This window comes from Thermogemmatispora onikobensis (assembly GCF_001748285.1).
Taxonomy (GTDB): domain Bacteria; phylum Chloroflexota; class Ktedonobacteria; order Ktedonobacterales; family Ktedonobacteraceae; genus Thermogemmatispora; species Thermogemmatispora onikobensis.
In genome coordinates this window covers 1-25,020 of the sequence record NZ_BDGT01000026.1, presented here as the reverse complement: position 1 = coordinate 25,020, position 25,020 = coordinate 1, and the positions used below count along the sequence as shown (strand labels likewise).

19 protein-coding genes are annotated in these 25,020 nt (G+C 61.8%); 9 read left to right on the top strand and 10 right to left on the bottom strand.

Going from position 1 to position 25,020, the window contains the following annotated elements; translation table 11 throughout:
• Positions 1–36: 36 nt before the first annotated feature.
• The 5 genes from BGC09_RS12570 to BGC09_RS12550 form a co-directional block, all read right to left on the bottom strand.
• Complete coding sequence (locus tag BGC09_RS12570; RefSeq protein WP_069804339.1) at positions 37–903, bottom strand: carbohydrate ABC transporter permease; 867 nt, start codon at positions 901–903, stop codon at positions 37–39.
• A gap of 109 nt (positions 904–1,012) precedes the next feature.
• The gene (locus BGC09_RS12565) at positions 1,013–1,903 is read right to left on the bottom strand and encodes a carbohydrate ABC transporter permease (protein ID WP_084658644.1); all 891 of its coding nucleotides are present in this window, start codon (positions 1,901–1,903) and stop codon (positions 1,013–1,015) included.
• Positions 1,904–2,158: 255 nt separating this feature from the next.
• A complete protein-coding gene (locus tag BGC09_RS12560) occupies positions 2,159–3,505 on the bottom strand; it encodes an ABC transporter substrate-binding protein (protein ID WP_069804338.1) in 1,347 nt (448 codons plus the stop codon).
• Between the two features lie 182 nt (positions 3,506–3,687).
• Positions 3,688–4,440: a sugar isomerase domain-containing protein gene (locus BGC09_RS12555; protein WP_069804337.1), complete on the bottom strand. Its 753-nt coding sequence runs from the start codon at positions 4,438–4,440 to the stop codon at positions 3,688–3,690.
• A gap of 61 nt (positions 4,441–4,501) precedes the next feature.
• A complete protein-coding gene (locus tag BGC09_RS12550; protein ID WP_069804336.1) occupies positions 4,502–5,263 on the bottom strand; it encodes a GntR family transcriptional regulator in 762 nt (253 codons plus the stop codon).
• Positions 5,264–5,384: 121 nt separating this feature from the next.
• Between BGC09_RS12550 and BGC09_RS22905 the strand changes: the two genes are divergently transcribed.
• From BGC09_RS22905 to BGC09_RS12520, 7 genes are all read left to right on the top strand, one after another.
• Entirely contained in the window at positions 5,385–5,546 is a 162-nt protein-coding gene (locus tag BGC09_RS22905) for a hypothetical protein (RefSeq protein ID WP_176728916.1), read from the top strand.
• Between the two features lie 183 nt (positions 5,547–5,729).
• Positions 5,730–6,914, top strand: coding sequence for a hypothetical protein (locus BGC09_RS12545; RefSeq protein WP_069804335.1), 1,185 nt, complete (start codon positions 5,730–5,732; stop codon positions 6,912–6,914).
• Positions 6,915–7,029: 115 nt separating this feature from the next.
• Positions 7,030–7,680: an RNA polymerase sigma factor gene (locus tag BGC09_RS12540; RefSeq protein ID WP_069804334.1), complete on the top strand. Its 651-nt coding sequence runs from the start codon at positions 7,030–7,032 to the stop codon at positions 7,678–7,680.
• Positions 7,670–8,047 carry a hypothetical protein gene (locus BGC09_RS12535; RefSeq protein ID WP_069804333.1) on the top strand — a complete coding sequence of 126 codons (378 nt, stop codon included), beginning with the start codon at positions 7,670–7,672 and terminating at the stop codon, positions 8,045–8,047. Before BGC09_RS12540 ends, BGC09_RS12535 begins: the two co-directional genes overlap by 11 nt.
• Positions 8,044–8,805 (top strand): ImmA/IrrE family metallo-endopeptidase, encoded by a 762-nt coding sequence (locus BGC09_RS12530; protein ID WP_084658638.1) that lies wholly within the window; start codon positions 8,044–8,046, stop codon positions 8,803–8,805. Before BGC09_RS12535 ends, BGC09_RS12530 begins: the two co-directional genes overlap by 4 nt.
• 98 nt (positions 8,806–8,903) lie before the next feature.
• A complete protein-coding gene (locus tag BGC09_RS12525; protein ID WP_069804332.1) occupies positions 8,904–10,088 on the top strand; it encodes a hypothetical protein in 1,185 nt (394 codons plus the stop codon).
• Between the two features lie 11 nt (positions 10,089–10,099).
• Positions 10,100–12,139 carry an ATP-binding protein gene (locus BGC09_RS12520; protein ID WP_084658634.1) on the top strand — a complete coding sequence of 680 codons (2,040 nt, stop codon included), beginning with the start codon at positions 10,100–10,102 and terminating at the stop codon, positions 12,137–12,139.
• A 608-nt stretch (positions 12,140–12,747) separates the two neighbouring features.
• Here BGC09_RS12520 and BGC09_RS12510 read toward each other — a convergent pair.
• Entirely contained in the window at positions 12,748–13,890 is a 1,143-nt protein-coding gene (locus tag BGC09_RS12510) for an RNA polymerase subunit sigma-70 (RefSeq protein ID WP_084658631.1), read from the bottom strand.
• 378 nt (positions 13,891–14,268) lie between these two features.
• Here BGC09_RS12510 and BGC09_RS12505 point away from each other — a divergent pair, with 378 nt between their 5' ends.
• Entirely contained in the window at positions 14,269–14,682 is a 414-nt protein-coding gene (locus BGC09_RS12505; protein ID WP_069804330.1) for a VOC family protein, read from the top strand.
• A 67-nt stretch (positions 14,683–14,749) separates the two neighbouring features.
• Positions 14,750–14,896, top strand: a complete 147-nt coding sequence (locus BGC09_RS22900; protein ID WP_176728915.1) for a hypothetical protein — start codon at positions 14,750–14,752, stop codon at positions 14,894–14,896.
• Here BGC09_RS22900 and BGC09_RS12500 read toward each other — a convergent pair.
• The 4 genes from BGC09_RS12500 to BGC09_RS12485 all read right to left on the bottom strand — a co-directional run.
• Complete coding sequence (locus tag BGC09_RS12500) at positions 14,880–15,920, bottom strand: zinc-dependent alcohol dehydrogenase family protein (protein ID WP_069804329.1); 1,041 nt, start codon at positions 15,918–15,920, stop codon at positions 14,880–14,882. The two genes, BGC09_RS22900 and BGC09_RS12500, sit on opposite strands and share 17 nt — an antisense overlap.
• Positions 15,921–16,253: 333 nt before the next feature.
• Positions 16,254–20,279 carry an Eco57I restriction-modification methylase domain-containing protein gene (locus tag BGC09_RS12495; RefSeq protein WP_069804328.1) on the bottom strand — a complete coding sequence of 1,342 codons (4,026 nt, stop codon included), beginning with the start codon at positions 20,277–20,279 and terminating at the stop codon, positions 16,254–16,256.
• Positions 20,280–20,375: 96 nt separating this feature from the next.
• Entirely contained in the window at positions 20,376–23,315 is a 2,940-nt protein-coding gene (locus BGC09_RS12490; protein WP_069804327.1) for a DUF8741 domain-containing protein, read from the bottom strand.
• Positions 23,276–25,020, bottom strand: a 1,745-nt coding sequence (locus BGC09_RS12485; RefSeq protein WP_141727769.1) for a DUF1998 domain-containing protein, incomplete at its 5' end; no start/stop codon positions are given. The genes BGC09_RS12490 and BGC09_RS12485, both read right to left, overlap by 40 nt.

The window sequence follows — 25,020 nt, the reverse complement described above, 5'->3', positions numbered from 1 at the left end:
TCCTGCTGCCATTGTGATGCTCAACGCCAGACCAGCTTAGCCTTTAATGCCGGTCAGTGAGATCCCTTCGATAAAGTAGCGCTGCGCCCACAGCGTCAGCAGCACACTGGGCAGAATGCCGATCGCCGTGCCGGCCATGACAATATTGGTGAAGGTGACGCTCGATGTATAGGTCCGCAGTCCATTCAGCGAGAGGACCACCGTGCTCATCTCCGGCGAGTAGACCATCGAGAGAGGCCAGAGGAAATTGTTCCACTGGAAGACGAAGGCGAATAAGACCAGCGCCGCCGCCGCCGGACGCAGCAAAGGCACCACTACGCGCCAGAGAAGCGTCCACTCCGAGGCTCCATCCAGACGGGCGGCCTCCAGCAGCTCATCGGGAATCCCGGCAATAAACTGACGCATCAAGAAGATGCCGAAGCCGTTGGCCAGATTGGGCAGAATCAGGCCCGGATAGGTATTATCGAGATGCAGGGCCGCCATCATGCGATAGAGGGGGATCAACATGACAAATTGAGGAACCATCATGGTTGCCAGAACGCCGACGAAGAGCGTATTTTTCCCTCGAAACTGATGTTTGGCAAAGACATAGCCGGCCATGATACTGGTGAGCAGAATGCCCGTCGTTGAGCAGACAGTCACGATCAGCGAATTAAGAATAGCGCGCGCAAAAGGCGTGACCTCGAAGACGGTCCGATACGAAGAAAAAGCCGGGTGCGCAGGCCACCAGACCGGCGGCAGCGCCTCCAGGTCCTCTGGTGACTTCAAACTGGAAGCAAGCAACCAGAAGAAGGGGAACAGCATCACCGCCAGGATGAGCGCCACACAGAGATACTGCAGCGCCAGCGAGAGCCAGCGCCGTCCCCGACTGTGGCGCCGATAGCTCTTGACATAGACCGACATCTTTGCTCTCCTTCGTCGTCTGGATTCATTCAAGCCCCTGGAGGGGACCTGCGCGTCAGATTGCTCCCGCCCTCGCGCGGCTTGCTCCCCATCCCTTCCTTGCTGGTCATCACAGGGAGCGGAAGAGACGCAGCTGGAGCAGGGAGAGCACCAGCACAATGGCCAGCATGACCATCGCCATCGCGCTCGCCAGTCCCGCCTGCCCATAGTTAAAGGCTGTGATGTACATCTCATAGGCAGCGACATCGGTTGAATTGACCGGCGAGCCTTGCGTCAGCACATAGACAGGATCGAAGACCTGCAGCGTATTGATGGTCAGAATCACAAAGACAAAGGCCAGCGTGCGCCGTAGCAGGGGAAGGGTAATAGACCAGTGACGGCGCCACCAGCCGGCCCCATCAAGAGCAGCGGCCTCGTAATACTCCTGGGGAATCTCTGTCAGGCCCGCCACCACCATGACCACATAGTAGCCCAGCGTCTGCCAGACATTCAAAATGACCAGCGAGAGCATGGCTTCATAGACGGAGCCTAGCCAGCCCTGCGCAGGCAAATGCAGCCAGCTCAGGATCTCATTGAGGGGGCCATACTGAGGCTCATAGAGATAGCCCCAAACAATGGCTACCGCCACCGTCGGTATCATATAGGGCAGGAAGAGGACCGTGCGCAAGACATTGCGCCCGTAAACCTGGGCCTGGTACAGAAAAAGGCCGAGCAGAATAGAGAGCGGCAGAATGATCACGAGATTGGCCAGCGAATAGAGAAAGACATTGAGCAGAGCCGTGCGAAAAATTGGCTGTTCAAAGATGGTCGCGTAGTTACTGAAGCCGACCCAGCGCATGCGCGAGTAAGGAATGGCCATCGAGCCTTGATGCAAGCTGATCCAGGCCGTTAAGAGAATCGGCACTGCGACAAAGACGATCAGTAAGCCCAGGCCCGGGCTGAGAAAACCGAGCGTGGCCAGCGACCTGGAGCGGATCAGCGAGCGCTGCCGCTGTATCAATTGCAGACCCTCCCTTCACAGGAAGCTTTCAGCTCCCTCATGGGCAACCCTGGAGAAGGGAAGAGAAAGGAGGTACAGCCCTCCCGGGAGAGATGGAGCGTTCTCACTCTCTCCCGGGTATGCGCCGCCTGGGCGGCCTGCACGAGGCCAGCGCTGCTCAGATCGAAGCGTCTGCCAGCGGCCCCGCAGGACCTCCTTTCTCCGGCTCTCCTGCCCCCAGTATCAGGAATCCTGTTCCGTCCCACCTACACCATATCAGGCATAGTAGCGACTAAGAATCTGGCTGAGGTTGTTCTGCGCCTGAGTCATCGCCTGCTGAGGCGAACTCTGGCCGTACATGAGCGCCTCCAGCGACTTCTGCAGGCTGGTCGTGAGTTCATCGCCACCCAGCACCGTCGGGAACGGAACGCTGTTCTTGAGCTGCTGGACATAGGTGCTGATGAACGGCTCGCTCAAGTCGGCCTGATGGGCCGCCAGATCCGAGGTACGACTTGGCAGAATCCCCATCCCCATCAGGATATCACCCATTGCCGAGGAGCCATTTTTGCCACTCTGAGGGCCGTTGAGCCACTGCAAGAACTGCCAGGCCGCCTCTTGCTGGGCCGGGTCAGCATTGGCGTTGACGACCGTGCTCCAGGAATACGACACGCTATGGGAGCCGCTGCCGTGCGGTCCCACCGGAATAGGAGCCGTGCCGACATCGCTAAAGCGCGCTCCCATGCCGGCCTTGAGGTTGCTCTCCCACCAGTTGGCCATAATAATCATCGCCGTCTTGCCCGCGACGAAGTTCTCAAGATAGGGTCCGGTTGTCGAGGCGTTGGCCTGGCCCATCGCCGGATCGGTGACCTTCTTCTGGAAAATCAGCTGATAGTAGAGGTTCGCTGCATCAAGGGCCGCCTGGCTGGTCAGGAGGGGCTTGTGATCGGCAGACAGGAGCTGGCCGCCGTCCGAATCCACGAGCGAGAGCCACGGGTGGACGACGCCGCTATTCCAGCTGATGATGACGCCAAAGCCCTGCTGGAGAATCTTGCCGGAACTGTCGCGCTTGGTCAGTTTCACAGCATCGCTGACCAGTTCGTCCCAGGTGGCCGGAGGGTTGGCTATACCGGCTTCGCGGAAGAGGGCTTGGTTGTAATTGAGAGCGTAGAGATCAACTTCGTTGGGATAGCCATAGGTCTTGCCGTCGACCTGAACGGCGGAAACGACGTTCTGCGGATAGGCCCGCTGGATATCCTGGACAAAGGTGGTCGGGGCCTGGGCTACCAGGCCGTCCTGCACGAGCTGAGGCAGCCAGAGATTGTAGATCCCCATGATCGTCGGCCCGCTGGCACTGCTCCCCTGGGTGGTGATCGTCGTCAAAAGGTTGCCGAACGGCACGGTGCGCACCTGGACCGTCACTTCGGGATGCAACTTTTCATAGGTGCTGATAGCCTGGTTGAGCTGGTCAACCTGGGGACCCGACCAGTGCGTCAGGTAGGTAATCGTCACTTTACCGGAGGATGAGCCTGTGCTGGTGCCGCCGCAGGCAGCCAGCAGGAGGGAGAAGAGGACCAGCACGAGCGTGGCTCGCAGCGTCGGGCGCGTAAGTGAAAAGCGTAGCATAGCTACCTCCAGAGAAGTATCTCATGCACGAGCTGGGCCGGGGCCGGGGGACAGCTTCACAGGCCGGGTCGGCCAGAAGAGCGCTGGCCTCTGCCGCCGATCGCATGAGTGGGCGCTGTTGGAGATCGATCAGCCAGAAAGAAGCTCGCAACAGCGATGGTGGACAGGACAGCGCTTCTCAGTCAAGCGCCGTACAAACGACGACGAAATTCTTCGTAGACCTCCTCGTTGTTGCGGGGACTGATGCCCTCGGTGTTGGGAGAGGCGAAGGGCCGGACCAGGTAGCCGCGGCGGGCGAGGGCCAGGGCCGTTTCGGAGACGATGGCCTGCACCAGGGCGATCGCGGCCAGCGTCGAGAGGCCGCCTACTTTGCCCGCTACCCCCGGGACCGCGACAACGGCATCCTCTGAGGGGACCCCGTTGAAGAGCACGACATCGGCTATGTCCCCGAGCTTCTTCCCGCTAGAGTGAGTGGCAGGCCGATAGCGATGGTTCTCCTCGGAAGTGATCGCTACTACGTAGAGGCCCGCCGCCTTGGCCGCCAGGGCCATCTCTACCGGCGCTGCATTCTGCCCGCCGTGCGAGATGACGATCAGCATGTCGGCAGGGTCCCAGCGTGTGTGACGCAAGAAGATGCGTATGTAGTCTTCCTGACGCTCCAGCCAGAGCAGCTCTTCTGCCCCACCTGGCCCGCTGACAGCGGTCCACATCAGCCGCGGGTCCATCATCGGGTAGAAACCGACATAGCCGCCATAGCGCGGGAAGCAGTCCTGTACAGGCAGCACAGAATGCCCGCTGCCAAAGAGGCGCACCCAGTGATGAGCGGCAATCACGTCGGCGGCGCGTTCGGCGACCAGGCGGATCTGTTCGCTCTGCTCTTGAAGCTTGTCAATGGTGTGGGCGACTGCTGAAAGATAGGGTACTTCCTGGTGCATGCTCACTCCTTCAGTCTGGAGAGATGGTGCGCGAGAGCGCCTTCCAGCCGGCACCACGCCGCTAGCGCTGCCTGCGCGAAGCCCGCAGAAAGAGCTGGACTCGATAGCGGTCACCGCGCAGGATCGAGACGACAAATTCAAAGGGTTGCTTGGCTTCATCGAAGGTCAGACGCTCGACGTGGAAGCCACAGGCCCCCTCGCTGACCTGCAGCAGCTGCGCTTGCTGGCCGCTGATGCTGGTCATCGCGAAGATTTCGACGGCCTCAGCTGGCACAACACCGTAGCGCTCTTCCAGATACTGGTAGAGCGAGCGCTCGTTGAGGTCGGCCCGCTCTAGCCCGGGAAAGCGCGCAGCCGGTAAATAGGCGGTCTGAATGCCGATCGGGGTGTCGTTGGCGTAGCGCACGCGGCGGATGACGACGACGCTCTCGCCAGCAGCCAGATGCAGGCGCTGGGCCATGTCGGGAGTGGAAGGCTCCAGACCAATGCTCAGCACACGAGCGCCAGCGTGCATGCCTCGGGCGGCCATTTCATCGCTAAAGGAGGTCAGCCCACGGGCACCCGCCGTAATGGTGAGATCACGGACAAAGGAGCCACGCCCTCGCTCTCGTACGATCAGCCCCTCGTCGACCAGCACCGCTAGAGCCTGACGGACCGTGGTACGGCTGACTCCGTAGAGGTTGCATAGCTCCATCTCTCCTGGAAGTTGCTGCCCCGGTTTCCAGGTGCCATTGAGGATGCGCTCGCGCATGTCTCGCTCGACCTGGAAGTGCATGGGCACCGGGCTGCTTTTGGATGCCGCTCGATAGCGAGGCTCCGCCATCGCTCTCTTCCCTCCGCCGCTCTCTGAAATGTCATAACATAATGACATTTTACTGTCCCGGCCATCAAAAATCAAGGGGGGCCACCAAAACAATGATCACCTCAAGGGAAAAGTGGCCTGCGTGAGCAGCGAACTGGCTGACCGGCTGGTCGCCGGTCAGCCAGTTCTTCCACGCTATAAGAAAGTCTGTAGTCGCAGAGATTGGCTAGAGCTGATGGGACAGGGCAGCCATGCTGTTCTACTCTTTCAGCAGCCACAAGGTGAGGAAGATGAGCCAGCCTAACGATCAGCAGATCCTGTGATATAATACAATTGAGCGATCGATAGATCTCACTGCAATACGTCAGCGACGCGCGCCCGTTCTTCGCTATGGCAAGGCAAGGCAGGGACAACGGCAGTCAGGCACAGCCTCTAGCCGGCGGAAGACCATTGAGCGCCCCTACGGCAAGGAAAGTCAGGAAGAGCGATGACAGACCTGAAGCCCGTGCACCCCTTTCCAGCGCGGATGGCCCCCGAGGTCGCGCTGAGCGAGCTGGCCCAGTTCCCGGCGGGCAGCATCGTCCTGGACCCGATGATGGGGTCGGGCACCGTCCTGAGAGCGGCCCTCAACCACGGCCTGCGCGCCATTGGCCGCGACATCGACCCGTTGGCCGTCCTGATGGCCCGGGTCTGGACCACCCCCCTGGATACAGATCAGCTGCGTCAACGGGCCCACCAGCTGGTGGCGCGCCTCAGCGGCGCTGCGACGCCGGTCCCGCTGCCCTGGATCGACGACGATCCCGAGACCGCCGCTTTCGTCCATTACTGGTTTGCCGAACCGCAACAAGGAGCACTCCGCCTCCTCAGCGCCGCCCTGCGCGACGAGGACGGCCCCCTCGGCGATGCCCTCCGGCTGGCCCTGAGCCGCATCATTATCACCAAAGATCTGGGCGCCTCCCTGGCTCGCGATGTCTCCCACAGCCGCCCGCACCGCACGCGCCTGAACACGCCCTTCTCCGTTCGGGACGGCTTCCTTCGCGCCGTGGAACTGATCGCCAGCCGATTGGAAGCGCAGCCACCCCAGGCCGGCGCAGCGGAGATCGCTTTAGAGGACGCCCGCCACCTGGCCTCGCTGGCCGATCACAGCGTCGACGTCGTGCTGACCTCTCCGCCCTATCTCAATGCCATCGACTATCTGCGCGGGCACCGTCTGGCCCTGGTCTGGCTCGGCTACCGCTTGCGGGAGCTGCGCGCCATCCGGGCGAACAGTATCGGGGCCGAGCGTGGGCCGCTCCCAGGCGCAGACCTGACGGCCCTGCAGGAGATCCCCGCTTGCCAGGAGACGCTCCTGCAGCTGCCCAGCCGCGAGCAGGGGATGCTGCTGCGCTACTTGCTGGATCTGGCGGCGTTGCTCACAGAGATGCGGCGCGTGCTGCGCCCGGGCGGACGCGCCATCGTGGTGCTGGGCAATTCCTGCCTGCGAGGCGCCTTCCTGCAGAACGCCCGTTTGTTCTGGCTGCTGGCGCAGCGGCAGGGGTTCCGGCTAGAGCGCTGGGAAGAGCGGGAACTGCCTCCCAACCGTCGCTACCTGCCACCACCACGTACCGCTCACCAGGCATTGCTGAAGAGGCGCATGCATACCGAAACGATCGTTACCCTTTCCTCCCTCTGAGGCTGATAGCCGAGAGCAGCAGGAAGGAGGACAGGCCAGAAGTCACTCTTTCGCCCTCCCTGGCGAACGGGTGCGCTTCGTTTGTCCGGCGTTGTTCCCACCAAAGGAGGCCCCGATGGGTCTGCCAGTGTCACCCCCATCAACCCAGGAACTAGAGGCTGTCTATCAGCGTTTGCTCGCTCAAGATCCCACTGCACCGGACGACTTTGCGGAGCTGGTTCTTGATCCATTAACCGCTCAGCTGCGCCTGCGCTATGCCTCCGTTCCAGATCCTCAGTTGATTCAGGATGCCGTTACAGACTCAGTGCTGACGTTCCTTGAACACCCGGAGCGTTATCGGCCAGAGCGCGGCAGCCTGTGGCACTACCTCATGATGAATGCCGAAGGCGATCTTCGTAACGCCCTCAGCCGTTACCAACGCGAGCAGCAACGCCAGCTTCCTCTTTCTTCTGTCGCACTTCCCCTCTCAGCAGGGAATAGTTCCATAGAAGAGGTGAGGCCCTGGCAGGAAGCGGAAGCAAGGCTTGCGCTGAGTGCCCCACCGCTGCAGGAGCTGCTTCAGCGCCTGCGCAGCGAGACATTTACACCCATCGAATGGCGCATTGTCGTCCTCATGCTCCAGGGGGAGAGGCGGACAAGTGCCTACGCGGCGGAACTGGGACTGACATACTTGTCCATTGAGGAGCAGCGCAAGCAAGTCAAGCGAGTGAAGGATCGCTTGCGTCTACGACTCAAGAGGCACGGAGTACGCTTTGATGAGAAGTAACCCTTCACCGGCGCTGGTCTATGCGGCCCAGCGGGCGGCTCAGAGAAGCTTTTTCCTGGCCAGCGCCCTGCGCCAGTATCAGGATCTGCATCAGCTTGATGAGCAAGGGCTGGCTCATGACCTTGGCTGTGCGCCAGAGGATCTGCCGCGTCTTGCCCTGTGTCGCCGGCCCGTGGGGACCTCAGCGACTTTCCTGGACGATGTAGAGCAACTGACTCGACACTTTCAGCTGAAGGATGGGCGCCTGCTGGCCTTGCTTCGCCAGGTCGAGGCGATGGCGGCTTTGCAGACCCACATGGCGCGCGCTTCTCAGAGAGATAGCCTGCTGCAGGCAGCGCGCGATCGCGAGGAGGAGCAAGGGCCATGATGATTTCCCTGCCGGCCTGGGTAACGGAGGAGGCCGCCGCTTTCTGGCGCTCCGTTGCCTGTGCGCCAACCTATCCCTGTGATCTGGCTCCGATCGCCGGACGCGCCTATCCGGTCGCGATCTTCTCGCTCACGCGCTTGAGCGTGGAGCGAGTTGAGCGCTGGCTGCAGCAGCGGGGAATCGCTTACTGCTCCAGCTGTGCTGAACGCCCGCTTCACGGTTGCCTCATCGCAGTGCGAGGACATGGATTGATCTTTGTGGATCGCAGCGATCCGCCCGAAGAGCAGCGCTATACCCTGGCCCACGAGCTAGCTCATTTTCTGCACGACTACCTCCGGCCCCGGCAACGCGCTATCCGGCGCCTGGGACCTTCGATTCTTCCTGTGCTCGATGGCGAGCGCCCTCCTACCTTCGAGGAGCGGCTTAATGCCATCCTGGCCAGCTGCAAGCTCGGCTTCTATCTGGACCTGTTACCGCGGACAACCGCAGATATGGAGCGGGTCAGTGCCCTGCTGCGCGCTGAGCGAGAGGCCGATCGCCTGGCCCTCGAACTGCTCGCACCCGCCAGGCGGCTGCTCTCGCAGGTCGACCAGCAGCTCCAGAAAGGCGCAGACTCGGCTGAGAGGAGGCACATCGCCCGGCGCCTGCTGGTTGTCACCTATGGCCTGCCGCCGGCCATTGCTCAGGGCTACGCCACGCTGCTCTTTCCGGCGACAACCCAGCGCTCTATCGCTCATCTGCTCGGCTTTTATAATTGACGCCGGCTATTTACAGAATCTGTCGCACTTTTCCGGGAGGAAGGGAATATGTAGTAGAAACGCTGCAGGATTGGTTGTTCAATGAAGGAGTGGATGAGATGCCTCCAGAAGATGAGCCATCGCTGGTGGATGCCCGTACCTATAAGGAGGCATATGGGGAGTCGCTTGAGGAAACGCTGGACATTGAGAGGTGGCAGGGAGGTAGTGATCTAGAGGCTCTCTATCGCAAACTAGAGGCCGAAATCAGGGAGGCGGCGGTCTTTGAGCGGGCTCAGCGCGAACCAATTCGCCGCGAGGTCTTTCCGCGCCTTGCCAGGCGCCCTGGCGCTGCGCGGGGCGCCGGGTGCTATCGGGTCTCGCTTGATGACCTGCGTTACGCTCACCGCGCCCTGCTCTTTAACGGAGCGGTCGAGGCCTGTGATGGCACGAGCCAGCGCTACGATAGCCTGCCCATCACGATCACGCAGTTAGGGGTCTGCCTGGTCTCCTATCAGGGTGACCAGGGGTCCTGGTCGCAGCGTCTCTTTCGCCGCGACCTGCGAGCGACGACCGGTAAGCCACTGGAGGATCTGCTGGCGCTGCTGGAAAAGCGTAGCCAGCGCGGCAGTATCGAGGTCGAGGAACAGAGCCGCTTGAGCATGCTGGCCCGCCGCGGCATCATGAGCTATGCTGAACGGGCGGTGCTCACCTGGAAGGCTCAGGCGCCCTGGCGCCTGGGCCACGGCCCTCCCGTCCCCTATGAGCTGCTTACTGGCTCGGGCAGCATGGAGTTGTTCACGCGCAGCCTGGCCATGCTGGAGGAGCTGCTCCTTGGTCATCGCAAGGTGGTCTTTGTCCAGAGCGACACTCAGCGGCGCCATTGGCTGACCATCGGCCAGGCCCTTGAGCCCCTGGAGTTTCTCGTTCTGGAGACCATCGAGGACCAGCTGCTTGAGATCGCCACCAGGGGACACTATCCCGCTCAATTCAAACAGCAGGCAGAGCACTTCAGCCACGAAGTCGGCTCGCAGGTGGTGATGGGTGTCTACCGCGCTTCGGCCTATGCCCAGCCTTACATCTTCTATAGTCACATCGACCATATCTTTGAGGCCGCGCTGATCGCTCTGGCAGATAGTGTCTTGCACAAGCACCGGGGCTTTCCCTTGCTCATCGATCTGGCAGACGCCATCTGCCGCGTGGTCTTCGGCAACGACATCTTTGAAGATGCCATTCACACGGCCTACGTCCATGCAGGTGAACCATTCCGCTTTGTGAGTGAGCGCCGGACACGCGCCAGAAAGTAGCAGGCCGCACAATGAAGAAGCAGCACGATGATTCCAACAATTCCCTCTGGCCCTTTGAGGAGCTGCCCCCGGCAAAACCCGCGCAGACGCAGCGTCATCGCAACGGCGCACCAGCAGAGGGCGCCGCGAAGCGGATTGAGGAGAAGGAAGACGGGAGAGGAGGAGGAGAAGAGACTATCAAGCCCTTCCCTCGCGAGGTCTTCGCGCGCCTCGCAGAGGATGCAGAGCACGCCGGCGGTGAATGGCAGGAGCGAGATTACGGCCCTGGCTATGTGGGTCAAACCCTGTTCGACACCCCGGCCAGCGAAGATAATACCGTGACTGTTGTCCTCCCGCAGGCCAATATCGGGAAAGTGCCTGCGCAGGCACCGGTCCGCATCGAGAGCACTGACGGGCGCTCCTACCTGGGGATCGTCGTCCGCGGGCCATTTGCCGAACCGGATGGCATCCGCGGCGACTCGCCAATCGTGGTCACGACTTCCGTCTACGGCACTGTTTTCCTGCCAGACTATCACGGGCGCGTCCAGGTCCAGCTCCTGGGCGAGGAGCTAGGAGGCAAAGGCGGCCAGCTGGTTCCGCAGCGCTTCCGCCCATTGCCCAAGAGCCCCGTCTACGTGCTCACCAGCGAAGAAATGGCCCGTGTGCTCAAATTGGACGGAGAAATCGAGCTGGGCCTGGCCATTGGCCATGAGGAGCTGGTCGTGCGCGTCCCCGCCAGGCGCAAGTCGCTCTGGTGTCGCCATGTCGGCATCCTCGGGACAACTGGCGGCGGCAAGTCAACGACCGTTTCCGGACTGGTGAGTCAGCTCCAGTGCCAGGGCTTCGCCACGATACTCATCGATACCGAAGGAGAATATACCACTATTGACGAACCGACGGACGATGCAACGATGCTCGCCGCTCTGGAGCGGCGCCGAAAGCAGCCTGCTGGCGTGGGGCAGGTCACTATCTATCATCTGGTAGGACGCCGCACCGCCAATCCGCAGCCGAAGCAGGCCACCGTCCAGCCCTTCTGTCTCCTGTTTGAGCAGCTCTCCCCGTATCTTGTGTGCGAGCTGCTGGAGATGACAGAGGCCCAGCAAGAGCGCTATCTACGTGCCTACGATATTACTAAGCAAATTTTGCATGAATTAAAAATCTCGCCGAGAGCTGGAGAAGATGCCAGCTGGCTGTTGGAGCTGGATGAGCTAGAGGAGGGATATCGAGGCATGCGCCTGGAGCACATCTATGATGTGGTCCGCGCCTGCACTTCCCTCGTCGAGAAGGTCGAGGGAAACATCGAGTTCAGTAGCCCAGACTTGAAAGGAGCCTCCCAGACCGTCATTCAGAAGATTAAGTCTGCAGCCAAGGGACTGCCAGGAGCGCCCTCGAGCTGGCGAGCCCTGCAGGGGAAGCTCAGGCGCTTGCTGAATCTGCGCATTTTCGATAATCGCAAGGCCCAGCCGCTGCGGTATGACCAGATGCTGCACCAAGGACAGGTTGCGATTATTGACCTCAGCGATACCGACTCGCCACAGATCAATAATCTGGTGATCGCCGAGCTGCTACGCGGAGTGCATCGCCATCAGGATGAGCGCTATGCCCAGCTCGAGCGACAGCCAGAGCGGCAGGCGACACCGTCGTCAGGAGCCGATCAGACGCAGGCCGTCAAAGAGGGCAAGGGATTGGTCCCTGTCATGGTGATCATCGAAGAAGCGCACGAGTTCCTGTCGGCGGAGCGTGTGCGCCAGATGCCAACCCTGTTCGAGCAGGTGGCTCGCATGGCCCGGCGGGGGCGTAAGCGCTGGCTGGGATTGGTCTTTGTGACTCAGCTACCGCAGCATCTGCCCGACGAGGTGTTGGGTCTCATTAACAATGTGGTTCTCCATAAGATCACCGATGCCAACGTGATCAGCCGTCTGAAGCGGAGCATCGGCGGCATCGATGAGGGACTCTGGACGCGGCTACCCAATCTGGCCCCAGGTCAGGCGATTGTTGCTCTGGATGGGATGATACAGCCTTTCCTGGTGGCCATCGATCCCACCCCTTGCAAGCTACGGATGGTCGATTAGCTTGCCCTGCGGCCAGCGAGCGGTCTCCTACTGGGGTGCTGGCCGATTGTGCCTTGTGTCTGCACTGCACTGAGGCAGGCAGCGCTTCAGACCGGGCCGAGGCTGGCTAGCAGCAGGATCAAGAGCCAGCATGGCCAGCATGATAAGCAAGTTGATTATGAAGTGTAGTGACAAGCAAAAGCTTCTCTCAGGCGCAGGGGAAAACTGTAGCCCGCTGGGAGGCCCAGCACCAGGGCCAGCAGCCAGGCGATTGCAGCCAGCATGACGGCGGCGAATCCTATGACGCCAATGGCAATCTCCAGGATGGTCAGGGCTGTGCGTAGTCTGCGCCGAAGCAGATCCTGGATGGCTTTTCTGGTGGTTGACCTCAGCCTGTCTTGCTCCCTTCTCAGACAGGCCGGTCCTGGGCTGGCATGGGCGGCCAGGCCACGATCATGGGTGAGACAGATGATGGTTTTGCCAGCGGCGTTGAGCTGCTCAAAGAGGGTGAAGATTTCCAGGGCCAGGGCCGCGAAGATGAACGGCGTGACATTATTGTGAACGATGCCGTATCAGGTGGGGCACGCTCCCACGGGGTCGGTGACGACGATGCCGGCGTAGCCCAATGTCTACGTTGGCGGTGGCGCTACGAATGCGCTGCCTGCCGGGTGGTACCGCTCCGAAGAGATAGGGAGCTGTTCCGGCAGCCCAAAGCGGGCGACAAGTGCGGCATCGTGGAACATGATGATGCTGGTGATGACTCTGGCGGCTGTGGCGGCGCTTTTCTCCAGGCTGACCATCTGGATGCCATAGGCCATGTAGGCATCTCGGGCGGCATTGTGACGATAGACCGCAAAGGCGGGCTGCCCGTTGGCCGCGGTTGGCAAGAGACGCCACTGCTGGGGCCTCCCAGACTGGAAAGGGCAGGTGGCCAGGATGGCCCGGATGGCGGCCAGCCCCTGATACCAGGCGGCGTAAGGGGGCATGGAGAGGGTAGCTTCTTCTTTAAGCAGCGCAATGAGTCCTTCTATGTCGTCATGCTCCCAGGCATACATGTAGCGCGCGAGCAGACGGCGCGTCTCTTCGTCCGCTGGCTGCTGGCGGGCGGTCTCAGGTTCCTGTCCACGATTGCGTTGCTCAAGGGTGAGGCGCGCACGGTGTAGGAGGCTGTTGATGGAGCCGATGGAGCTGTCGAGCAGGTGGGCGATCTCTTTGGCGCGCCAGTCCAGGACGTCGGCGAGGATCAAGACAGCCCGCTGCCGAGGAGGCAGTAATTGCAGAGCGGTGAGGAAGGCGAGCGAGATGCTTTCTGTGCGCGTGTAGCGAGCTTCAGGGTTTTCAGTGGCTTCGCTGAGCCAGTGATCGGGGAATGGTTCCAGCCAGGTTGCTTCGGTAAGTGGGGGTGCTATGGGGTGCTCCGGATCAGCGGGGGGAAAGGCAGCCAGTGGGAGAGTGCGGGTCGGACGTTTCTTGAGGGCGTCAAGGCAGACGTTGGTGGCGATTTTGTAGAGCCAGGGACGCATGGAGGCTGGGTCTTTGAGGCCCTGAAGGTGGCGCCAGGCGCGCAGGAGCGTCTCTTGAACCTGGTCTTCGGCGTCATGGAGCGATCCGAGCAGGCGGTAGCAGTAGATGAGCAGTTCTTGACGGTAGGCTTCGAGGAGGGGACTACCGTCAGAGGCCAGGTCTGCGTCGGTTGCCGGGGAAACGGGAAATGGCTCGGTACCACCGGGCGTGCGCTGGGCGTGCGCTCTCGCATGCTTGTGCGTCGTCATGGCTGCTCCTCATATGCACGAATACCAGGCAACTGCCCAGTCTGGGTGCTCGCTCGGGATGAGCAAGAAACGGTTGTCTTTATTGTATCACATTGGGTCTGTCCTGGCTACTGGCGCGCGATTGTCTATTTGCTGCTGTTGTGACAAGGGGTGGCGGCGCATATTTTTTTGGCCGGCACGTGGGCGCACAGTTTTTGGCCTGGCCTCAGTCTTACTGGTAGGTGCCCATGCTGCCCAGCCTGGGCGGGCGTCGTTCTTGCCTGTCGTGGCGGCTGGTCGGCGCCAAGAGGGGCACGCAGCAGTGGATAGCGCCAGGCGGACGGGTTCAGCGCTTGTCTGCCGGTGCGCTCACACTTATTGAGGAAAGCGAGAGAAGAGATGGCCAACAATCTTGATCTGAAAGGCCCTGCTTTTGTCGGTCTGAAAGTCCGTGATGTGGAGGCTTCGGCGCGGTTCTATGAAACTGTTCTGGGGTTGCGTCGCGATCCTGAAGTGTTTCCCCGCGGACTCGCTTTTCTGACCTATCCTGTTCCTTTCGGTCTGATTCAGGCGCCGCCGGATACGAATTGGGAGGCCCTGCCACGCCCGATCGATACGCCGGCAATCTGGTTCAAGGCGGCTAATAGCCAGGCGGTTCACGATGCGCTGGTGGCAGCGGGGGTGGCTATTCTGCGCCCTCCTACGGATGGGCGCTTCGGTCGGCAGTTTACGTTTCTGGACCCGGATGGCTACGCGATTACGATCTATGATCGCGATGCGCCTGCCGAGGGCTGGCCGCAGGTCGGTCGTTAGCCGCAGGACGAAGGAGGGGGCAGCCGCGTCATACCGCTGCCCCTTCCTTTTGGCAGGGGAAACGAAGATGGTTCACTCTGCTGGCAGCGGCCTTGTTGGCGCTGTCATGTGGGCCCGAGGCCGTGACCTGTGGACCTGGACCGGCGACCAGGAGGCGGCTCCCTGGTACGAGTGGTACGAGCAGGGGTACGCCCGGCCTATTGCCCGACGATGAGCAGGGATTTGATGGCCCGGCGCTGGTCCATAGCGGCGTAGGCGTCGGCGACGTGGTCGAGGTCAGTGGTGAAGTCGAAGACACGGCCTGGGTTGATCTGGCCGGCGAGGACGGCCTCCACGAGCTGGGGTAGATAGGCCCGTACGGGAGCCGGGCCGCCGCGCAGGCCGATGTTGCGGTAGAAGGTCGTTTCGGCTGGGATCTCGACTTCGTGCGGGACGCCGACGCGCCCGACGATGGCGCCGGGGCGCGCGCTGGCAAAGGCGGTCTGGTTGGCTTCGTTGGTGCCAACGCATTCCAGGACGGCATCAGCACCGATGCCATCGGTCAGTTTCAGGATGGCCTGAACGGCGGCTTCTCCGCGCTCGGCGACGATGTCGGTGGCGCCGAATTCGCGGGCCAGTTCCTGGCGCCTGGGGTGACGGCTGAGGATGATGATGCGCCCGGCTCCGAGCAGGCGCGCGGCGAGGACGGCGCAGAGGCCGACGGCCCCATCGCCGACGATGGCAACGGTGTCGCCCGCCTTGACTGCGGCAGAGACGGCGGCGTGATAGCCGGTGCCCATGACGTCGGAGAGGGTCAGGAGCGAGGCCAGGACTTCATCGGAGAACGGGGCCCCAGGGACGGCTACCAGGGTGCCGTCGGCCAGGGGGACGCGGGTGCGTTCGGCCTGTCCGGCGACTCCTTCAATGCCCTGGCCGAAGAAGCCTCCTCGGATGCAGGCGGTGTGGAAGCCAGCGCGGCAGTGGGGACAGGTTCCATCGCTGATGGCAAAGGGGGCGATGACGAAGTCTCCGCGCTTGATGGTCTTGACTTCAGGGCCGACTTCTTCGACGACGCCGATGAATTCGTGGCCGATGGGACCTTCGGGATGGGGCGAAATGCCGCGATAATACCAGAGGTCGGAGCCGCAGACGCAGGCCCGGACGATGCGTACGATGGCGTCGGTCGGCTCTTGAATGACTGGATCGGGTCGCTCTTCTACGACAACGTTGCCAGCGCCACGGAAGATGGCTGCTTTCACGTGTATCTCTCCTTTCGCTTGTGCGCTCGTCTATCGGAGTGTTCTGTTTTTGTCTTGTGAGGAGTGCGTCTTTGCTTTGCTTCTCTCTATCCGCTGGGTATTATAGAGACGCTTTGAGGCAGGGTGATAGAATAATCGTCGCCAATGATTGGCGGATTCTGCAGGGAAGGGCACAGCGGGCGGCGCGTGGCGTGCGGCGGGCGAGCCGCCGCTGGTGGCTGTCGTGCCAGGGTGAGGAGACCAGGAGAGCTGGCAGGAGGGAGAGCGGTGGTGGTGGCCCACCAGGGCCAGGCCCCTTTGATCCGGGCTGGGGCCTGGCCGATGGGCGGATAACTAGGACTGGTGGGGCCGCGGCGGATGGGCGACGGCGGGGTCGGCGGGCGGCGGTGTGAGGCGCGTGCGATAGGGCTGGCCCGTTGCGCTGGCACGCTGCAGTTCGTCGTAGATCTCCAGGATGACCCGCTTGGTGCGATAGTCGTCGTAGCGCTTGAGGTCTTCGCTCCTGACGATGGGGAAGGTTTCCATGATGTAGTCGACGTCGTCGCGGGCGATGCCGTAGAGGTGGAAGTAGGCGGCGTCCAGCTCGCAGCGCAGGAGGAAGCGCCGCTCTTCGTCCCAGCGGAAGGGCGGCCCGTCGTAGCCGCAGTCGCGGGCGAAGGCGGCCAGGTCCCAGGCGGTGTAGGTGAGTTCGAGGGCACGCGGCCTGATCCAGTCGCCGAGCGTGCGGTCGCTCTCCCAGGGACACGGCTGCTGGTAGCGCGCCGGCGGCAGGACAGGAAGCTGTTTGAGGATGAAGAAACCGAGGCTAGTTCCTCCCAATTTCTGGCGCGTAACATAGTCGAATAGCATTGAGGAACAGCAAGTAGCCAGATAAACCAGAGACTGAATGTCTACAGGTTCAATGAAAATAGGCAATTTATGCCCACATGGTACAAAAGGAATCATAGAAAATATAGCTGTCCGCATATCCGTAGATCTAGCAACATCTCTAAATGCTAACAATGCTGTTCTGCTGGTCTTTACTTTGCTCGCAAAATCTGTCTGATGAACCCAATACCTTGGCAAAGGCAGCGCAAACGGATCGTGATGCTGCTCCTCGCTCAACTCCAGCGGCTTATCCTGGCGTGCAGCCTGCTCGCCGGCATAGCTGGCAAAGCGATGATCGAAATGAGTGATCATCTTTCCCTCATACAGCGGCAGATAGGTCTCCTCTCCCTTGCGAAAGATGTTTCCCTCCAGCCGCCAGCCCTCGCGCTCCAACTGCTCGCGCGTGCGGAAGAGATGCGAGTCGTTAGCCATATGAAACATCGTAGTAAACTTCACCCCCCACGGATTCCCCTCAGCAGAGCCTTCCCTGACGAGCACCGGCACACGCTCATAGATGGCCTTCGTCAACTGCAGATCGCGGCGCGAGCGAAAGACGGGGCAGGTGCGCGTATTGGGATTGATCAGAGCCACATCTTCGGCGGAAAGAGTAAAGCAGCGCTCCGGCTCCTGCAGCTCCTCCACCTTGCGCAGGAAAAAGGCGAAGGTCGCCCCCTGCGACACCGGCTCCGCGGAACCGGTCAGCGTCAGCAGGCAGAATTTATAGCTCCGATGCACTCCAGGGAAAATACCAGCCGCATTCTCAAAATCATGGAGACTGAGCAGCGAGCGCGCACTCATGATATCCTGGAAGAACGCTTTCGTCGTATCGTCCGTCGCAATCCCGGAGGGCACAATGCAGCCCAGGCGCCCGCGCGGGGCGAGCAGCAGGCGCATCGTCTCAGTAAAGATCGAATAGGTATTGATATCGCCCCGTCCGCAGAGAGGAAAGCGCCCGCTGTTGCGCACGAAATGGCTCTCGTAGGCTGCCCGCTGCAGCTCCTCCTCAAAAGCAGCGTACAAGGCAGGGTCCTCGTCCTGCAAAGCCGCGATCATCTTCCGCCGCTGCGCCGCATTAGGCGCATTGGCAATGTCAGGCCGACGCGAGGCAAACCACTCCTTCTCTTGCAGCTTGATGCGCTCCCAGGGCGGATTAGACAGCACCACATCGAAGCCGCCCGACCAGCCAGTCTCGGGGTTCTCCGGCTCCTCGCCCGGCTCCGGCAGACGGAAGACCCCTGGAAAAGCCAGGTGCCAGTGAAAGAAACCGTACAGCTCGCGCAGGCGCGCAATCTCGGCCTTCATCCAGCCTGGCACCTGCTCGGGCGCCTCCTCAAACTTGCGCCGGACCTCCTCCGTAATCGGATACGGCAGCTCAGCCGTCCGCCGCTTGCGCCAGACAAAGGCCGCGCACCAGGCATCGGCCAGCCAGCGCGCCCGCTGATACTCCTGCGATCTCAGCAACTGACGATAGCGCTCCTGCTTACGATGCAACTGCTCAACATCATCATCACCAATCGCCTCCATGTGCGTCAGACTCTCCACAATCCGGCCCTGGTCCTGCCAGAGCTGCGCATCCAGCGTAAACAGACTGAGCTGGCCCGCCCGCTGGGCCCGATTGAGCTTCTTGTACTCCCCACACAGCGCGGAGTCATCGCCCTCAACCTTCTCAAAAGCGCTATCGGGAATGCCCTCGCGCAGCAGGGCCGGCGTCGCCCCGATCAGGCTATTGCCGCACTGAATATGCGCATCCAGAAAAGAAAAAGGCTTGCCCGGCTCCAGCGCCTCCAGCCAGAGATTCACCTTGCACAACTCCACCGCCATCGGATTCACATCGACCCCATAGAGGCAGCGCCCCACCACATCGCGCAAGGCTCGCCGCCGGGCCTCCAGTCCCGGCTCTTCGCTGCCCGTGCGCACCGCCGCCAGCCGGCGCGCTATGCGATGGGCTGCAGCAATCAGAAAATGGCCGCTCCCGCAGGCCGGATCGCAGACCTTCAGACTCAGAATAGCCTGCTCAGGATCAGGCTGCGCACAGGCCCGCTCCAGCACCGGCTCCAGCGCCGAATCAAGCAGGCACTCGATCAGGCTGGTCGGCGTATAGTAGGTCCCCGTCGTCTTGCGCTTACTGCCCGCGACCACCTCCAACGTAAAGTTCGTCTGCTCCACATTGATGGAAGGATGCATCTCCAACAGCGACTCATAGACGCTGCCCAGCTCCTCGGACCCCAGGTCTCTGTAGTTGACGACACGCAGGACCTTCTGCTCATCCTGGACCGTCGCCAAGGCCCGCACCGCCACCAGCAGCGCATAATTCGTCAGCTCGCAGTCAGCCAGATCGGGCAGGGCCTCACGCGAGAACAAAAAGCCATTGAGCGCCGGCAGCCCCAGCTCTGGACAGCCCTGCTCGCTCCCCAGCCGCTCCATCACCAGACGCAGCGCCCGATAGAGATCGCTATGGCGCGTCCCCAGCCGCGCGCGCGCCAGACGACGCAGCCGCGCCGTCGAATAATAGTTCACATAGCGCCTCCGCGCCTCCTTATCAGCATCGGGCCGCAGCAGCACATCGCGATCCTCCGCCACAAAGAGCACAATCAAACGATAGACCAGACGCAGCAACTGCTGATAATAATCATCCGCACTCAGCTCACCGGAGCGCAAGCGATCACGCAAAGCATGATTGGCCGGATGCGCCAGAAAGCCACGCCCCAATTCCTCGATAGCTGTGGTCACCCCCTGGCGCAAATGCTCCAGCGCCCGAACCCCCTCCTCGTGCGCCTGCCGTGACCAGCGCTCCAGCCAGCACTCAGCGGGATTCTTGTCTTCACATTCAAAGCGTGACTGATGGCAGAGCAGCCAGAAGAGCACAAAATCGGCGTAGACCTCTCCGCGCAGCATGGCCTCCAGATCGAACTCCAGATAGGCCTGGCGCGTCAGGCTGACGTTGCGACGCAGCAGCCGCAAGCGCAGCCCATTCGAGACAATGCCCCACAAATGGCCAGACGAACGATTGAGCCACTCCTGCACCAGGCTAAAAGGACTGCTGCGGCCACCGCTGGCGAGACGCTGGGTCTGATCAAGATCAGTACGCCAGCCGACCAGATGAATAGGCACGGGCACCTGTACAGGCTCCTGCCCCCAGAAATAAGCGATCGGATAGCTCTTCTCCCCAATCACCTGCGGAGGTGCCTTCACCAACCGCCCATAGCCCAACTCATGGAAAAGCGGCAAGAGCCAATGCTCATGCGTCAGCTGCGTCTCATCCATCTGCGGATAGCGCACCAGCGCCTCCTGAAAGCGCAGCCAGCGCCGGCGGACGCGCGCCCAGGCATCGCTGATCACCTCGTTCAACTGCTCGCCTGGACAATGATACTCAGCAGAACTCAGCCCACCCAGCGCCTTATCCCCCTGATCGATGCGCGCCAGAAGATCCGGCGGCAGCAAAGCCCCCTCAGACTCGATCGTCGAGAAAGTGATCTCCTGCCGTTGCTGCATAGATGCCTCCGCCTTTCCTTGAGAGAATCGATGGTCGCCTGTCAGAGCAAGAACTTGCTCGTTCGTCTTCTTTTTTTCTCGCCCGGGCCTCCTACCTCAACGGGCCAGCAAAGGAAGATAGACATAGATACCCAGCACATCCGGCGGCAGCAGCGGCTCGACCGCCAGCTGCCGCAGGCTCAGCGACGCCACCTGACGCACGCGCCGATGCGACTCGCGCAAGGCTTCAGCTCGCCTGCGGGCCTGTTCCTCCAGGTACGGCAATAGATGCTGTGGATACCCATCGATGACTCGCTGCAGAAAATCCGTAATCTGCTCCGGCGCCAGATTGGCCTCGGCAGGCGCCTGGGCCAGCGCCTCAATCTCCTCAGCATCTTCAAGCCAGTCGGCCTGCGCCGGTGCCCCACGGAAGGCATAAAGCTGACACTCCTCCGCTAACAGCGCCTCCTCCTCGCCGCGCGTCGCCGTCCGCAGATGAAAGCGCAGACGCACCAGCAGCAGTGTCGTGCGCTTCTCGACATGGCTGGTGCGAAAAACCCCACAGCGTCGAGCAACGCGAGGATTATTCACATCATCGACCGGATCAAGGGCCGTATCCAGCACATAGGTCGCCAGCCCCTCAACGAATGGATGCGTACGACTCAGATAGAGCGTGCGCGGCAGGCCCAGGCGTCTGAAGCTCACCCGCAGATGCTGGCCGTTGGGACCAGCATAGCGCGGCAGATTGACAGCATCACGCAAAGGTGCAGGCGTCTCCCGCAGATCGACCTCCCAGACGTCTGGCTCGCTGCGAAGCTGTTTCAGAGAGGCCTTATAGGCTTGCAGCACCTCGGTCGTAAAGCGCTCCACATCCTCGCTCGACCCGATGGCCGCCTGCACCTCGCGCAGCTCCTGAGCGACCTCCTCCACTTTGATACTATGCTGCGCAAAGAGCGTGCGCGAGCGGCGCTCTCGATCAGAGGCCGCCTCCCACTCGCGGTAGAGATTCCTCTGCTCCCCCTTCAGCAGGTCCTCAAAGCCCGGCAGCAGCAGCTGCCCCGCATGCGCTCCGGTCAGGCTCTCATGCAAGAGCAAGCCCTCAAAGATCGCCTCGATCACCTGCTCGGTATCCAGCGGCACCGGCACCGAAATTCCCAGCTTCGAGCGAATCTCCCGATGCTTCTCAAGCAAGACCCGCAGCACCACCCCATCGATCTGATTATCTTCCCCAAAGAGCGTTATGACTTTCACCAGTGGGCTGGCCTGCCCAAAGCGATCGACACGCCCTTCTCGCTGCTCGTGGCGCGTCGGATTCCAGGACAGGTCATAATGGAGCACAGCATTGAAATATTCCTGGAGATTGATACCCTCGCTCAGACAATCGGTGCAGACCAGGACCCGGCGCTCGTGCCGAGCCAGCTGCAGGACCCGGTTCTCGCGCTCCGCCGGCGGCAAGAGACCCGTAATGGCCGAGACCTCAATCTCTTCCGGCAAACGCTTCCGCAGCGCCTTCGCTACATACTCGGCAGTCGGGATGAAGCGACAGAAGACGATCGGCTGATAGCCTCCCTGCACCAACCCCTTGATCAGCTCAATCGCCTTTTGCAGCTTCATATCCTGCTCAGAGGTAATAGCCTCGGCCTCGCGCGCCATCGCCAGCAGACGGCGTCGAACCCGCTGCTCTTCGCTGATGTCCGCCCCTTCCTCGTCTCCCTCTTCGAAGTCGCTGCCCGGGACCAGATCGAGGCCCTCGGTCGCATCGCTGTCCAGCAGATCAAACACCGTCTGGCGTCCAATCTGATCGGCCTCCTCTACGCTCTCGGCTCCAGCCACCTGGGCGCGGCTCCGCAGCGTGGCCGCTGCCGCCGCCGGACTCGAAGCCAGCGAGCGCAGCAGGGCCAGCGCCGACCACCAGCGCACCCGACGCCGCGTCTGCCCGCCAGTGGGATCGCGCACCACCTCGCTGGCATAGCTGAGGGCTTTCTGCATCAATCGGCGATAACTATCGGAAAGCTTATAAGATTCCAGACGATCATCACGCTCTGGAAACGGCGTCTCACGCTCCAAATAGGAGCGGATATCGGCGCGCCGTCGCTGCACAAAATGCGCCGCCAGACGGATGCGGTGACGCTCGTTCTCCCGCCCGCTCAAGTCCTGCGGCAGCTCCTTGAACTCCTCCTTCAGGAAGCCCAACAGCGAGCGAAAAGCCTCCTCTTTGCCGCTATGGGGCGTAGCCGTGACCAGGATCAGGTGACGGCGCGGGTCAGCCGCCAGCCCGGCGACCAGCTGATAGCGCTGATGGCGCCCGCTCCGCTCGTGGCCAGGGAAAGCACAGGTATGGGCCTCATCGACAATCACCAGCTCGGGGCAGGTCCGCAAAAACTCGTCGCGCCTCCGGTCCGCCTTGATAAAGTCCAGCGACACAATGACGAAGGGATAGTACTCGAAGAGCGAGAGGTCCCGCTCAGGCAGCCTGCGCTCTAGCTGAGCCACCGTACTGGAGAGCACAAGCTCCGCCTCAATGTGAAACTTCTCGCGCAGCTCAGCCTGCCACTGCTCGGCCAGATGCGGCGGACAGAGCACCGCCAGGCGCCTGACTTCGCGTCGATCCAGCAGCTCGCGCGCGATTAAACCCGCCTCGATAGTCTTGCCAATCCCCACGTCGTCAGCGATCAGCAAGCGTACCGGATCGAGGCGCAAGGCCATCAATAGCGGTACGAGCTGATAGGGCCGCGGTTCAAACGCCAGATGGGCAAACGAGCGGAAAGGCCCCGTACTGGCACGGAAGCCGAAGCGCACGGCATCACGGAGCAAGGCACACGAGGGGTGGTTACCCCACTGACGCGGATCAGGCAGCGCAAACTGCGCCGGCTCAACCGGCTCCAGCGGCAGGTAGACCCCTGTGACCTCCTCATCGGTCCCGCCGAGGGGACGCAAGACCAGCAGATCGGCGCTCGACTCCGGCAATACCACCCACTCACGCCCTCGCACCTTGACCAGAGAACCGACGGCGTAATTCATGGCTCCCTCCCGAAAATGTGTGGATAACGGCGACATAGCTCACCCCACTGCTCCCGAGGGCCAAAACGCAGGACCAGATAGCCCTGATCGTACAGCTCCTCACTGCTCTCCACATCGCGGGCGGCGCGGGCAACGCCGGCAGGCCCGTCGCCGTCGACATAGATGGCTGCCGCATCAGCATCCCCATCGTAGAGGAAGTCAGGGGTAGCCGAGCAATACGGCGGCTGCCAATGGGCGCGGGTCGGCAGGCGATAGCCCTGCTCCTGCAGCCAGCGCAACCACTCGCGCTCGATCTCCTCGCGGGCCTCATCCAGCAGCGTGGCAGACACCTCCTCTGCCGCAGTCGCAGCGAGCGCGGGACCCGTCTCCTCAGCCAGCACGACGCGACACTCTCTTAGTTCGGCCAGCAGATCACGGATACGCGCGCGATCCAGCAAGCGATGGTCGCGCTGATTGGCGTAGGTCATCAGACAGTAGTAGCAGGCCGCCTCACAGTCCTCGCGGGCGCGCGAGGCCCGGCGCCGGTCCTCCAGGGTCTCGGGATCATAGTGGCAGAGCCGCAGAGCCTCGCATGCGACTCGCGCCAGCGCCTCCGGCACATCGATCAACTGGCGCAAGACGCCAGCCCCACCCTCGGCAGCCTCGTAGAAGAGCAGTAACTGACGCTGATCGGCGTGTGGCAATGGCTCCGCGGCCAGCTCGTTATCTTCAAGCTGGTAACAGAGCTGGATGGCGCTCTTGAGCGCCGACTGCAGCGAGGCCATCTGTGCCACATCCAGCTCCTGCTCCGGCTTGAAAAGCAGGCAGTTGCGCGTATCTTCGACGTAGGGAATGACGCGAATGGTGCCAGCCGGCAGGGCATCAGTTGGGTCACTGGCAATGGCATCCTCCTTGCCCCACTCGCCCGTCTCCTTGTTGAGGACAAAGCCGCGCCTGGCCTCGTTTCGCCGTCGCAGCCGCCCGAAGTTCATGCGCCAGAGCGTTGCCGACTGCCCGTAGATCAGAGAGCCTAGCGTCTGGCCCCTGCTCTCTATGCGTGCGACGACACGCAAGGAGCGCCCGCGGCTTTCGGAGAAGCGCAGGGCGGTGTAGATCTCATAGCCCTCGCGCAAACGCTCCTCTTCGTCGGAAGTGATTTTGTCACGGCGCCGCGTCGAGACGTTCTGCAGGCGGAAGAGCTGGTCCAGGCGCCGGCTCAGCGGACGCTGACAGGCATCGCAGACCTCCAGGCTACGCTCTGCCGTCAGCGGATGCAGGTAGCCACAATGGGAGCAGAGGTACGCCGAGGAGGTGATGACGCCCGAGCCATCAGCCTGCCGCGGCAGCAGCGAGCGATGAATGACATAGCGTGAGCCTTCGTGATAGATGATCGCCCGCGGCGCGAATTCGGCAATCGCCAGGAAGCGCGGACGCGAGAGATATTCATCGCGCTGCCTGGTACGGCGTGCCGGGATATAGGCCGAGAGCGGCAGGCGCGGGAAGTTGTAGCCCGGCAAGAAGCCCTCACTGGCAAAGTAGCGATAGCTATAGAAGTCGGACTGTTCGACATTGACATCGCTATCGTGATCGCCACTGGTCAGCAGCAGCAGTTGTGACTCGGCCTCGGCGCGCAGGCGCTGGGCACTCTCCTTATCCTGGTGACTGCGCGAAGGATCGGTGATAATGCGGTCCTGGGTATTGCGTTGGGCAAGCGCCGCACGGTAGAGGCCCCGCCAGCGTTCGCAGGCCTGATCGAAGCGCT

What these genes read in the sequence shown, in the direction of transcription:
- BGC09_RS12550 (WP_069804336.1), bottom strand. Translation starts at nt 5,263, where the DNA reads ATGGCGGAGCCTCGCTATCGAGCGGCATCCAAAAGCAGCCCGGTGCCC.
- BGC09_RS12510 (WP_084658631.1), bottom strand. Translation starts at nt 13,890, where the DNA reads ATGACGACGCACAAGCATGCGAGAGCGCACGCCCAGCGCACGCCCGGT.
- BGC09_RS12505 (WP_069804330.1), top strand. Translation starts at nt 14,269, where the DNA reads ATGGCCAACAATCTTGATCTGAAAGGCCCTGCTTTTGTCGGTCTGAAA.
- BGC09_RS12535 (WP_069804333.1), top strand. Translation starts at nt 7,670, where the DNA reads ATGAGAAGTAACCCTTCACCGGCGCTGGTCTATGCGGCCCAGCGGGCG.
- BGC09_RS12520 (WP_084658634.1), top strand. Translation starts at nt 10,100, where the DNA reads ATGAAGAAGCAGCACGATGATTCCAACAATTCCCTCTGGCCCTTTGAG.
- BGC09_RS12560 (WP_069804338.1), bottom strand. Translation starts at nt 3,505, where the DNA reads ATGCTACGCTTTTCACTTACGCGCCCGACGCTGCGAGCCACGCTCGTG.
- BGC09_RS12530 (WP_084658638.1), top strand. Translation starts at nt 8,044, where the DNA reads ATGATGATTTCCCTGCCGGCCTGGGTAACGGAGGAGGCCGCCGCTTTC.
- BGC09_RS12545 (WP_069804335.1), top strand. Translation starts at nt 5,730, where the DNA reads ATGACAGACCTGAAGCCCGTGCACCCCTTTCCAGCGCGGATGGCCCCC.
- BGC09_RS22900 (WP_176728915.1), top strand. Translation starts at nt 14,750, where the DNA reads ATGGTTCACTCTGCTGGCAGCGGCCTTGTTGGCGCTGTCATGTGGGCC.
- BGC09_RS12490 (WP_069804327.1), bottom strand. Translation starts at nt 23,315, where the DNA reads ATGTCGCCGTTATCCACACATTTTCGGGAGGGAGCCATGAATTACGCC.
- BGC09_RS12555 (WP_069804337.1), bottom strand. Translation starts at nt 4,440, where the DNA reads ATGCACCAGGAAGTACCCTATCTTTCAGCAGTCGCCCACACCATTGAC.
- BGC09_RS12570 (WP_069804339.1), bottom strand. Translation starts at nt 903, where the DNA reads ATGTCGGTCTATGTCAAGAGCTATCGGCGCCACAGTCGGGGACGGCGC.
- BGC09_RS12495 (WP_069804328.1), bottom strand. Translation starts at nt 20,279, where the DNA reads ATGCAGCAACGGCAGGAGATCACTTTCTCGACGATCGAGTCTGAGGGG.
- BGC09_RS12525 (WP_069804332.1), top strand. Translation starts at nt 8,904, where the DNA reads ATGCCTCCAGAAGATGAGCCATCGCTGGTGGATGCCCGTACCTATAAG.
- BGC09_RS12540 (WP_069804334.1), top strand. Translation starts at nt 7,030, where the DNA reads ATGGGTCTGCCAGTGTCACCCCCATCAACCCAGGAACTAGAGGCTGTC.